Annotated in this window: 13 protein-coding genes and 1 pseudogene; 13 read left to right on the top strand and 1 reads right to left on the bottom strand. The window is 32.5% G+C overall.

From position 1 onward, the window contains the following. The 13 genes and pseudogenes from Q0W95_RS06050 to Q0W95_RS05990 form a co-directional block, all read left to right on the top strand. Positions 1-623, top strand: a pseudogene (locus Q0W95_RS06050) (DNA repair exonuclease); the annotation flags it as partial. Next, a complete protein-coding gene (locus Q0W95_RS06045; protein WP_297790898.1) occupies positions 616-2,469 on the top strand; it encodes an AAA family ATPase in 1,854 nt (617 codons plus the stop codon). The pseudogene Q0W95_RS06050 and the gene Q0W95_RS06045, both read left to right, overlap by 8 nt. After that, positions 2,466-3,143 (top strand): metallophosphoesterase, encoded by a 678-nt coding sequence (locus Q0W95_RS06040; protein ID WP_297790896.1) that lies wholly within the window; start codon positions 2,466-2,468, stop codon positions 3,141-3,143. Before Q0W95_RS06045 ends, Q0W95_RS06040 begins: the two co-directional genes overlap by 4 nt. Next, positions 3,143-3,673 (top strand): class IV adenylate cyclase, encoded by a 531-nt coding sequence (locus tag Q0W95_RS06035; protein WP_297790894.1) that lies wholly within the window; start codon positions 3,143-3,145, stop codon positions 3,671-3,673. Before Q0W95_RS06040 ends, Q0W95_RS06035 begins: the two co-directional genes overlap by 1 nt. Positions 3,674-3,731: 58 nt before the next feature. After that, the gene (pyrB, locus tag Q0W95_RS06030; protein WP_297790892.1) at positions 3,732-4,670 is read left to right on the top strand and encodes an aspartate carbamoyltransferase; all 939 of its coding nucleotides are present in this window, start codon (positions 3,732-3,734) and stop codon (positions 4,668-4,670) included. After that, positions 4,654-5,082 (top strand): aspartate carbamoyltransferase regulatory subunit, encoded by a 429-nt coding sequence (locus Q0W95_RS06025; protein WP_297790890.1) that lies wholly within the window; start codon positions 4,654-4,656, stop codon positions 5,080-5,082. Before pyrB ends, Q0W95_RS06025 begins: the two co-directional genes overlap by 17 nt. Further along, positions 5,083-6,276: a dihydroorotase gene (locus tag Q0W95_RS06020; protein WP_297790888.1), complete on the top strand. Its 1,194-nt coding sequence runs from the start codon at positions 5,083-5,085 to the stop codon at positions 6,274-6,276. Continuing rightward, on the top strand, positions 6,260-7,123 hold the full coding sequence (pyrF, locus tag Q0W95_RS06015; protein ID WP_297790886.1) for an orotidine-5'-phosphate decarboxylase: 864 nt from the start codon (positions 6,260-6,262) through the stop codon (positions 7,121-7,123). The genes Q0W95_RS06020 and pyrF overlap by 17 nt, the downstream gene beginning before the upstream one ends. Continuing rightward, complete coding sequence (locus Q0W95_RS06010; protein WP_297790884.1) at positions 7,110-7,829, top strand: dihydroorotate dehydrogenase electron transfer subunit; 720 nt, start codon at positions 7,110-7,112, stop codon at positions 7,827-7,829. The genes pyrF and Q0W95_RS06010 overlap by 14 nt, the downstream gene beginning before the upstream one ends. Continuing rightward, positions 7,826-8,725: a dihydroorotate dehydrogenase gene (locus Q0W95_RS06005; RefSeq protein ID WP_297790882.1), complete on the top strand. Its 900-nt coding sequence runs from the start codon at positions 7,826-7,828 to the stop codon at positions 8,723-8,725. Before Q0W95_RS06010 ends, Q0W95_RS06005 begins: the two co-directional genes overlap by 4 nt. Positions 8,726-8,734: 9 nt before the next feature. Beyond that, the gene (gene pyrE / locus Q0W95_RS06000) at positions 8,735-9,310 is read left to right on the top strand and encodes an orotate phosphoribosyltransferase (RefSeq protein ID WP_297790880.1); all 576 of its coding nucleotides are present in this window, start codon (positions 8,735-8,737) and stop codon (positions 9,308-9,310) included. Positions 9,311-9,369: 59 nt separating this feature from the next. Continuing rightward, complete coding sequence (locus tag Q0W95_RS05995) at positions 9,370-10,074, top strand: glucosaminidase domain-containing protein (RefSeq protein WP_297790878.1); 705 nt, start codon at positions 9,370-9,372, stop codon at positions 10,072-10,074. Positions 10,075-10,127: 53 nt separating this feature from the next. Beyond that, positions 10,128-11,792, top strand: a complete 1,665-nt coding sequence (locus Q0W95_RS05990) for a glycogen-branching protein (RefSeq protein ID WP_297790876.1) — start codon at positions 10,128-10,130, stop codon at positions 11,790-11,792. A gap of 120 nt (positions 11,793-11,912) precedes the next feature. Here the strand turns inward: Q0W95_RS05990 and Q0W95_RS05985 are convergent. Further along, the coding region (locus Q0W95_RS05985; protein WP_297790874.1) for an ATP-binding protein at positions 11,913-12,309 on the bottom strand (397 nt) is incomplete at its 5' end.

The raw sequence follows: 12,309 nt of genomic DNA, 5'->3' as shown, positions 1-12,309 counted from the left end.
GAGATGAGCGCAATAGTCTCGTGGGCTCGGAGATGTGTATAAGAGACAGGCTAATACATGGGGATGTTGATAGACCTACATCTAATTACTTTAACCTTTCGTCTATGGATGAAAATATAGATAGTTTTGATTATATAGCTATGGGTCATATCCATAAGAAGGCTAAATATGCTAATATTTATTATTCAGGAAGTCTTGAACCTCACGATTTTTCTGATGTCTACGACTATGGATATTTGAGATATGATGATGGCAAAATAACCTTTATTGACTCTTCATCTTTAAAATTTTATGATTTTAAAATAAACTTAGAGGATTTTGAGAATGAGGAAGATTTGATTGAGTATGTAAATAGAAGTTTGCGTCTGGATAAGGATAATTTTGTAAGAATTAAGGTTTTGACAATTAAAAATATTGACAAAAAGTTAATCAAAAGGTCAATTGATGCAAGTTATGTTGAAGTTAGCCTTGTAGAGGATGTAAACCTTGATAAGTTAGTAAGTCTTTTTCCAAATTCTCTACTGTCTATGTATGCTGATAAATTTTTAGGAAAAGATGATGAAGAAAGCCTACTTGCTAGAAGGATTGGACTTGAGGCTATTTTGAGGAGCAGGGATGACTAAACTTTTTATTAAGGAATTGGACCTAATATCTTTTGGTAAATTTGAAAATAAGAAGCTCACATTTTCAGAGGATTTCAATTTGATTTTTGGGAAAAATGAAACAGGAAAGTCCACTCTGGCGAGTTTTGTGGAGGGGCTCTTGTATGGTTTTGATGAAGGTAAGAAAAAAAGGTCTTTCTCTTACAAAAAAAATGCCTACAGACCCATTTCCTCCTATAAATATGCTGGCTCTGGGATATTTTCAAAAGATGGTAAAGAATTTAAAGTGTATAGGAACTTTGATGATGGTTCTTACAAGATAATAGATTTAGAAAATAATTCCGAAATTTCTAGTAAGCCTACAAATTTGAACTATCCCGGAGAATTTCTATTGGGGATAGACTATGATATTTATAAAAACTATCTTGCAAGTTTTCAAAGCCAAAAAGCTGATAGTAGAGCTAATAATAAGTTATTAGAAAAACTTGCCAACCATGATATAGATTACAACTTTTCCACAAATAAAGCTCTAGGCTTACTTGAAAATGAATATACAAGATTAGGTAGTTCAAGAGCTTATACTAAGCCATTTCTTAAAATAAAAAATGAAATAAACGAAATTAAGGAAAGACTTTACGAGATTAAGCTTCTTAAAAATACTTATAGGACTGATTTTAGAAGATTGGATAGAAATAGAGAAGAATTATCTAAGGTAAATGAAAATTACAAGAAATTAAAAAAGGTAAATGATTCATTTAAGAACTATAGGGCTACATCTAATTATAGGGACTACAAGAAATGGTCTGATGAACTTTATAAAATCAATGAAAATATGTCTGAATTTGACGATGTTAAGGGACTTGATGATGATTATTTATCTGAACTTGAGAGTCAAATAGACCTTTATAGAAAAAATGATTCATCGCTAGCCCAGTATTTTATTTTTGCTTTGTTTTTAGCAAGTCTTATTTTGGGAATTTTTGCCAACAAAAAGTTTTTTATTGTAAGTGCACTTATGGTGATAGTGTTTTTTGCACTTTCAATGGATAGGTCAAGTGAATTTGGCTTAGATGAGCTTAATAAGTATAATAAAAAGAAGTCAAGATATTTAAAATATAAAAATTTAATCAAAGAAAAGGAAAAAATAGAAGAAGTCTTAGCCATTCTAAAAAAGCAAGATATAAATGATGCAGGTCTTATTGATGTAGGAGATTTTGACTTCGAAAATTACAACTTTGAGAAAAGTGAGCAAGATTTAGAAGATTTATTGGATAAGATTAATAAAATTTCTAAAGAAATTCAAAGGGATGAAAAGTCTTTGGTTAATATTGATGAAAAAATTAAGGATGAAGTCGACCTTGTAGATAGGTTGAAGTATCTTGAAAAAAAACTGGAAGAAATAACTAAGAAGAAGAAGGCAATTAAACTTGCTCAAAAGACAATCAAAAAACTTATGGATGAAAATAGGGGGGATTTCTCTAAATTAAACATTAGAATAAATGACATTGTTAAGGAAATTAGCAAAAATTCCTACGAATCTATTAGTTTTGACAAGAATCTTTCCCCGAATATTATAACCAAGGAGGGCTATAAATTGACCCTTGACCAAGTTTCAACTGGTTTTATGGATCAAGTCTCCTTTGCCTTAAAGCTATCCTTAAATGAGGAAGTTTTTTCTAATATTTTTATTGTCTATGATGATGCTTTTATCAACTATGATATGGAAAGGTTGAGAAATGCACTTTTCTTCTTGTTGGATGCGTCTTGTCAAAGACAAGTTCTATATTTCTCTTGCCATACTAGGGAAGAAGAAATCTTTAAGTCTGAAGGCATTGAAATAAATTATATAAATATGGAGGATGTATGATATATGCAATTGCAGATTTGCATCTTGATTATACAGAAGCAAAATCCATGGAAGTTTTTGGGGAAGGGTGGGCTAATTACCAGGAGAGGATTTTCACTAATTGGGAAAGTCTAATTACTGATGATGACACAGTCCTTATACCAGGTGATATTTCCTGGGCAATGGATATAGCAAATGCTAGGGTTGATTTGGCTAGGATTGATGGCCTAAAGGGCAAAAAAATCCTTATGAAGGGAAATCACGATTATTGGCGGTCTTCTCTCAAAAAACTTGATGATTTAAAGTTTGAGTCTTTAAGTTACTTGCAGAATAATCATTTTGTTGTTGATGATTACGATATTTGTGGGACTCGTGGACGGATACCAAGAGATGCAAAGGATTTTGATTCACATGATGAAAAAATATTTAATAGAGAGTTGATAAGGCTTGAAAATTCCTTTAAGGAAAGTAGAAATGAAAAGAAAATAGTCCTTCTTCATTATCCACCTTTGAATGTGGATGGTTCTTTCAATGAATTTTTTGACTTATGCAAAAAGTATGAGGCGAGAAAGGTGATTTATGGGCACCTTCATGGAGTAGGACACAAGTTAATCAAAGAAGGGAAAGTTGATGGCATTGATGTTTTTTGCGTAGCAGGAGACTATATAGATTTCATGCCAGTGAGGATTGTATAATGCAAAGAGAAATTGAAGTAAAAGTTTTAAACATTAATATTGAGGAAATGGTTGCAAAGCTAGAAAGCTTAGGGGCTGAGAAAATAAACCATGAATTTCAAAAAAATTACACCTTTATCCCTCAAGGAGAAGGTAAATTTTCGGATGGTTATTTAAGAATTAGGGAGACAACCTTCAAGGATACTGATGACAAAGAGATAGAGCTTACCTTTAAGGAGGTTAAAACATCTTCTGATGTTAGAATAAATAACGAATATACAACCCATATTGATTCTGTAACTATGATGACGAGAATACTTGAACATATGGGAATTGAGCTTGAATACAAAGGTGAAAAAGAAAGAATTTCTTATAGATACAAAAACCAAAGATTTGATATCGACATATGGGATAAAGAAACATATCCAAACCCATATATGGAGATAGAATTTACTAATCAATCAAAGATTGATGAAATAATTACCGATTTAGCTATTGATAAGGCTAATGTTACAAATAAGTCTATAACTGAACTTAGAGAAGATTTGTAAAAAAATTTTGACTTTCGTTTATTTCGTGATATAATATGAAAAAATTAAGGAGTAAACGATGATATCTATAAAAAATTTATTAAATTCGTACGATTTAAGTAAAGATGATTTATTGGAAATAATTGAATTAGGTAATTCTATTTATAAGAGTCCTGATGATTTTTCTCATTGTGCTGATGGAAAAATTTTAGGGACTCTTTTTTTTGAGCCATCAACTAGGACTAGACTATCATTCGAGTCTGCTATGCTAAGACTAGGTGGATCTGTTGTAGGATTTTCTGATGCAAATGTATCTTCATCAACAAAGGGAGAAAGCCTTTCTGATACAGTCAGAACTGTAAGCCAATACGCTGACATTATCGCCATGCGTCACCCTCAAGAAGGCGCAGCCTATCTTGCAAGTAAAACTGCTGACTGTCCGATAATAAATGCTGGAGATGGAGGACATCAACATCCAACTCAGACACTAACGGATATCCTAACTATTTCAAATTACAAAAATGACTTATCTGGCCATGTTATTGGCTTATGTGGTGACCTCAAATATGGTAGGACTGTTCACTCTCTATTAAAGGTTATGAGTTTGTTTCCTGATAACAAATTTATTCTAATCTCTCCTGAAGAACTCAAATTACCAGAATATGTTAAGAAAGAAGTATTTGCAGATGGAAACAATAATTATGAAGAAGTTAGAAGTTTAGATGATGTAATTGACCAATTAGATATTTTATATATGACAAGAATCCAAAAAGAGAGATTTTTCTCCCAAGCCCAATATACAAGGCTAAAGGATTCTTATTTATTGGATAAAGATAAATTGAAAACTGCCAAGGATGATTGTATAATCTTGCACCCACTTCCAAGGGTAACTGAGATTGCTACAGAAGTAGATGATGATCCAAGGGCAGTTTATTTTAAGCAAGTAAAATTTGGTATGTATGTTAGAATGGCGCTTATTTTAAAACTTTTGGAGGCAAATAATGATAGAAATAACTAGTATTAAAGATGGAATTGTAATAGATCATATTAGACCAAACCATGGGATGGAAATTTTTGAAAAACTTCACCTTAGTGAAATCGAAGACGAAGTTGCTATTATCCTAAATGCAAAATCAACCTTACACGGCAAGAAAGATATCTTAAAAATTGCTAATAATATCGACATAAACTTAGATATAGTTTCTATAATCGATCCAAGTGCAACTATAAATATCATAAAGGATGAAAAAGTTGTTGATAAGCTAAGTTTGAGTCTACCAAAAACTGTAAGAGGATTTCTGAAATGTCAAAATCCTAAATGTATTTCGACTAGTGAGAGGGATGTAGAAAGTGAGTTTATCTTAATTGATGAGAAAGAGAAAACTTACAAGTGTGCCTACTGTGGCCATATTTATGATGTGGAAGAATAAATGAAACAAATTTTTACTAATCTTTACGCTTTTGACGCTAAAATTATTTCAAGAAAAGATATTTATGTTGAAGATGGAATAATAGTAGATGACTTTAGAAGAGATGAGGATACCGAGATAATAGACTGCCAAAATTTAGCTCTCATTCCAGCCTTTACCGACCTTCATGTTCATTTTAGGGATCCTGGTTTTACCTACAAGGAAGATTTAAAGTCAGGCTCAAAGGCTGCTCTTAAAGGAGGATATACCTCGGTTTTGCTTATGGGAAATACTAACCCTCCTGTATCAAGTCCAGATGTTTATGAAGATATCATTAAAAGAGCTAAGGAGCTCAATTTAATAGATATAAACCAAGTTTATACTATTACTGAAAATCTTCAAGGTAAAAGCCTATCCCACCTTGATAGCTTGCCAAAGTCCGTTAAGTTTATTTCAGATGATGGTAGGGGGGTAAATGATGATAATTTGATGTATGAAGCTATTCTTAAGGCTAAAGATTTGGGAATTAAAATGGCTCTTCATGAAGAAGTTGCTAAGGTATCTTCTAAGGATTATGAAATAGCAGAGGATGCGATGACTCTTAGAGATTGCTATTATGCCTACAAACTTAACTATCCAATTCATTTTTGCCATGTATCAACTAAAGGTTCTATGACTGCAATAAAATATTTTAAGGACTTGGGCGCTCCAATAACTTGTGAAGTAACTCCCCACCACCTCTACTTTTCTGACAAGAAGAGAGAAGAAATGAAGGTAAATCCTCCGATTAGAAAAGAAAAAGACAAGGACTTCCTAATAGAAATGATTAGGGAAGGTTATGTAGATGCAATATCAACAGACCATGCCCCTCATAGCAAGGAAGAAAAGGAAAAAGGGGCTCCTGGTTTCATCGGATTAGAAACAGCCTTTTCAACCTGCTATGAAGTATTAGTTAAGAGTGGGATTATTTCACTAAACCAATTAGTTAAAATCATGGCAACAAGACCTGCAGAAATTTTAGGTCTGAATAAAGGAAAAATTGCAAAAGGGTATGATGCGGATTTTGTCCTAGTAGACTTAGATGAAGATTATATTTACAGAGAAGATGAAATTCAATCAAAATCCAAAAACTCTTTGATGATTGGAAAGAAGCTACCAGCTAGAATTAAGAAAGTTTACAAGAAAGGATGCTTAAAATATGAAGATAATAGATAGCTTGTATGAAAAAGTGCATGATAATGGTTTTGTATGTATAGGACTTGATACTTCCCTTGCTTATATTCCTGAAGAGATGAAGGAGGGAAGGTCAGTAGTCGATGCGATTTTCGCCTATAATAAGGAAATTATAGATTATACAAAGGATGTATGTGCTATCTATAAACTTCAAATCGCCTACTACGAATCCTATGGCATAGAAGGTATGCTTGCCTATAAAAAAACTCTAGCTTATCTTAGAGATAAGGGACTTCTTTCTATTGGAGATGTGAAGAGGTCAGACATAGCAGCAAGTGCACAGATGTATGCTAAGGCACATTTTACAGGAGATTTTGAGTGCGATTTTATAACTTTAAATCCTTATATGGGGATGGATTCAATTGAACCGTATGAAGAATACATAAAAGAAGGCAATAAAGGAATCTTTGTTCTTCTCAGAACTTCGAATCCAGGGGCAAAAGATTTTGAAACTCTTGATGTAGGTGGAGAAGAATTCTTCTACAAGGTAGGAGATAGGATGAGAGAGATAAACGAAAAGTATCTTGGTGAGAATGGATATGGTCCTATAGGTCTTGTTGTAGGTGCAACTCATAGCGAGGAAGTAGAAAAGATTAGAAAAAGATATGGTAAAATGTTTTTCCTAATTCCGGGTTTTGGTGCGCAAAAGGCCGATAGCCTAAATGTATATAAACTCTTAACAAACCTTAACGGTGGAGTAGTAAATTCCTCAAGAGCTATTCTTAAAAATTGGCAAAATTATGAAGACGGAAAAGGTAAAGTAGGTTTGTATGCAAGGGAAAAAGCCATAGAAACATATAAGGAAATAAAAGCTAATGAAGTCCTATAAAAAAGCAACAATTATTGAAAATAAGCAAGTATCTTCTGATGTTTATATGATGACTTTAGCTTGTGATTTGCAAGCAAAACCTGGACAATTTTTTATGTTTAGGTGCGAATCTTTCAGAAATGATCCACTCTTATCAAGACCTTTCGGAATATGTGATGAGAAGGACGGGATGATGTCTTTTCTTTATCAAGTTGTTGGCAAGGGAACAGAAATTATGAAAAATCTTAAAAATGGTACTGAGGTTAAACTTCTCGGTCCTCTTGGAAATGGATTTGATATAAAAGATGAGAAGAAAATTGCTGTTGTTGGTGGCGGCATAGGTATTGCACCCCTACTTTATCTAGTAAAAAGTCTTGGTGTAAAATGTGATTTCTATGCAGGTTTTGCCCAAAAACCTTATTTTATGGATGAATTTAAGCCTTTCGTTGATAAACTTGTAACAACTTCAGCTTTTTTGGATAAGAAATTTATTACAGAAGAGATAGATTCAAATACTTATGATTTTATTTATGCTTGTGGGCCTAATCCTATGTTAAGGGCACTTTATGAAAAGTGTAAGGATGTGCCAATGCAAGTTTCAATGGAAGCTCATATGGCATGCGGGATTGGAGCTTGCCTTGGATGTACTATTGAAAAATCAGATGGAGATTTTGTAAGAGTTTGCAAAGATGGACCAGTTTTTGACGCTAAGGAGGTCTTTGGGTGAATACAAAAGTTATAATTGGGGGAGTTGAATTTAAAAATCCTGTTATTGCTGCAAGTGGGACTTTTGGATTTGGTAAAGAATTTGCAGAATATCTTGACCTAAACAAGCTTGGAGGAATTTGTTCCAAGGGACTTACTCTAAAGAGGAATCTCGGTAACAAGGGAATTAGAATTTATGAAACTCCATCAGGTATTATGAATTCAATAGGCTTGCAAAATCCAGGTATAGATTATTTTGTCGAAGAAGAACTTCCCTTTATGAAGAAATTCAACACTGTATGTATAGCAAACTTAGGAGGTCATAGCGTTTCTGATTATGTAAAGGGAGCTGAAATATTAAATTTAACTAATTCAGATATGATTGAGTTAAATATATCATGCCCCAATGTAAGGGAAGGGGGGATGGCTTTTGGAACAGATCCTATAAAAGCAAGAGAAGTGATAAAGAAAGTGAGAAAGGCGACCACCAAGCCTCTAATTGTGAAACTTTCTCCTAATGTAGGTTCAATAGGAGAATTTGCAAAAATTGCCCAAGACGAAGGTGCAGATGCGATATCGTTAATCAATACAATAAATGCTATGGCGATAGATATTAAAAATAGAAAGCCAGTATTTTCTAATAAAACAGCAGGCTTATCTGGCCCTGCCATAAAACCAATTGCAATAAGGATGGTTTATGAGGCAAAAAAGGCAATAGAGTTACCAATAATTGGTATGGGAGGAATAATGACCTACCAAGACGCTATCGAGTTTATTATGGCAGGTGCTTCTGCTGTTCAAGTTGGAACTGCAAATTTTATAGATTATAGGTCAATGGAAAATATAATAAATGGAATTGAGTCTTTTATGCAAGAAGAAAATATTGAAAATTTAAGTGAAATTACTGGAATTATTTAGGAGAAATTAATGGATAAAACTTTAGACTTATTAAAAAAATCAAATGCTCTACTAGAAGGCCACTTTATTTTATCAAGTGGCAAGCATTCAAATAGATATATTCAATGTGCAAAATTAATCGAAAATCCAAAGTACTGTGAGGAAGTAGCAAAAATAATTGCAAAAAAAATCAAAGAAAAGGGCCTAAAAGTCGATCTATGTGTAGGTCCTGCTATGGGAGGAGTTATAATTTCCTACGAACTTGCTAGAGCCTTGGGAGTAAATGCTATTTTTACTGAAAGAGAAAATGGCAAGATGACTTTAAGACGTGGATTTACAATCGAAGAAGGAATGAATGTTATCGTTGTTGAGGATGTCATTACAACAGGAAAATCATCTTTCGAAACGGTTGATGTGATTAAGGAAAATGGTGGTAAAGTTCTTGCCCTAACTTCACTTGTAAATAGGTCTATGAAAGAAGAAATAAATTCCATCCCTATTATTTCAGCTACAAAAATTGATGTAGAGACTTGGGATGAAGATGACCTTCCAGAGGACCTTAAACAAATCCCACCAGTAAAACCTGGTTCGAGATCACTAAAATAGAATAATTCTTGAATTATCTATAAAATATAATATAATGTTTGATAGATAAGGAGAGAGTTATGAAGATAAAAGATTTTACTAAAAAAATATTAGCTCTTACATTTGCCTTTTCTTTGGTAATTCTTGCTTGTGATTCTACTTCTCATGCGAGTTCTGATAAGAGAAAAGACCTTATGTATTTTGGCTTGCAAAAAATTAATAGAGAAACATTCAATCTTTTTGATATGAAAAAGGCTAGATTTGATAAGCTTGAAAAAGATTTAGACCAAGTTGTTGAAATCGGAGTTGATAATGCAAATTCCAAGAGTTATTTTTATTTGCTAAAGGATCTACCTTTTACAGCTAAGGAATTGGAATACGGCTTAAGCGACACGGGCTTAGCTGGTTTAGGTCAAGATTTTAAGGACGTTTCTGAAAAATACGGAATTAATCCTTTACTACTTATGGCTATGGCTAAACATGAAACTGGTAATGGAACTAGCGACCTATTTAAGAATAAAAATAACCTTTTTGGTTTTAATGCTATTGACCATGACCCATACAACTTAGCAAGTGATTTCAAAAAACCAAAAGATTCTATAGATACAGTCGCTAAACATTTGAAGGAAGAGTACCTAAATAAGGATGGCACATATTTTAATGGAGTTTCCGCCAAAGGAATCGGGACATCCTATGCTTCAGATCCTGACTGGTCTAAGAAGGTTAATTCCATGATGATAGAAATTGCAGATAAAATGATTGATACTTATAAAGCAGGTGAATAGACCTGCTTTTTTTATATAGCAAAGTAAAGTATAATGACTTAAAGGAGCATATTATGAATACAAGAGATTATTTAGATGGGAATTCTTTTGATGGGTACAAGTTCTTTGGTGCTCATAAGAAAGAAAAAGGATATATATTTAGATTGCTTGCCCCAAAGGCAGATGAGGTTTATCTACTAGGAGACTTTAATAATTGGGAAAAATCACCCATGAGAAAGTATGCTACTGGGGTATTTTCTTTAAGTATCGATGGAGCAAAGGAGGGAGATAGTTATCAATATCTTATCGTAAATGGTGAAAGAGAAGTCAAAAAAATCGATCCCTTTGCCAAGGCTATTATCTATGAAGAAAAATCATGCCTAATTGTGGATGAATCCTATAAGTTTAAGTACAAGAAAAAAGAAGCTAGCCCTAAAAATATCCTACAAATTCATTTAGGATCTTTGTTTAAGGACAAAGGGAAAAGTGAAAAAGAGGTTTTTGATGCAATAATAAAGCATGCTAAAAATAATTCTTACTCAAGTATCTTACTTATGCCTGTAAATGAATACCAAAATTATAAGTCTTTAGGTTATTCTTCCCTAAATTTATTTTCCTATTCTAGGAGATATGGAAAGCTTACCTCACTCAAAAGATTTATTGACCTAGCTCATAAGGCGAACATTCAAATAATCATAGAAATGGATATCAGTGAATTTGATCCAGATATTTATGGGTTGAAAGATTTTGATGGGAATAACCTATACAATTATCCTTATGAGGATATTTTATATAATTATTTTGGACAAATAAATTTTGATATTACTGAAGGTTCTTGTAAGTCCTACATAAAATCTGCCATAGATTATTATCTTAGCGACTATAAGGTTGATGGAATATATTTTTCTTCAATTGAAAATTCTATATTCTGGCAAGGGGATGATTCTAGGGGAGTAAATAAGGAGTGGATAGAATTTATCAAAGATATAAATACTTATATTAAAGCAAAGAAAGCCCTAGCCTTAGCATCTTTTAATGGAACCTATGATATGAATCTTGGTTTTAGTGAGGTTTTTGATAATAGGTCTAAAACTCTTATAAATATGATGAAAGACCAACCTATTAGGAGAGATGATTATAAAAAATACATTAATGATTTGATAATAAATGAAAACTCTGATGAAATTTTAGGATTTTCCTATGTAGATTCTTATCAGAATGAGGCAAATATGCCTATGAAGATGTATGGAAATGATAACAAATTTGCCCAGCTAAAGGCTCTATATACTTTCTTATATACATTAAAAAATCCAAAGATGCTTTTTATGGGAGATGATAGTGGAAATCTAAAAACTTTTTCTGCCTTCGATACATTTGACTTTGAAAACATAGGAGAAAAGATTGAAGGAATCAATGACTTTTATAAGGAGATAGTTAGCTTATGGACAAGTCAAAAGACTCTAAGTGATTCTTCAAGTGAGGTTGAGCTTTTAGATAGTGAAGGTCATAGCCTTTACGCCTACAAGAAAAAAATTGGAAAGACCATGAGCCTAGTAGTAGTTAACTTTACAGATATAGCTTATGAGATTAAGAGTCCTTATGATTTGAGTGAAATTTTTAATACTGAGGATTTAAAATTTGGTGGAGATGGAAATATAAATGGGACACTTGATAGGGGAGATCTTATAAAAATTAAGGGATTCTCTGCATGTGTATTTAATATAAGACAAAGTAAATAACTCGATAGAATATTAGAAATAGCTTAACCCATAGTTTGGATCTGACACTTCAATAACATAATTGTGCCAGAAGAAGATATGGGTTAAGCCAATTAATTTTTATTACAAATAAGAAAACTTTTAATTGATAGGATTGAAGATAAAAGTTACTTCAAGACCCTTAGCCTTATTTTCTATCCTAAAAGACCCATCATGTAGTTCAGCTATTTGTTTAGAAATGAAAATCCCTAGCCCGTGCTTTGTTATATTAGTCAAATCTTCTTCACTAATTCTTTGAATAATATTTTCAGACATACCACATCCTTCGTCTAAAATACTAATAAATAATCTATCTTTTGAATCGGAAATACTAACTTTGATGTTGCCATCAGTATAAATAAGTGAGTTTTTTATGATATTTTCAAGCATCCTATAAAATAAATTATTATCCATTTTAATCTTTATATTTTGGTTTGAGAGCTTATTTTCAAAAATGATTTCCCTGTCAGGATTTTCATTAAGTTTATCTACTATAAGC

This window comes from uncultured Anaerococcus sp. (assembly GCF_947253225.1).
Lineage (GTDB): Bacteria > Bacillota > Clostridia > Tissierellales > Peptoniphilaceae > Anaerococcus.
Note: the sequence above shows the minus strand (reverse complement) of the source record. Positions and strands in the feature narration are given on the sequence as shown.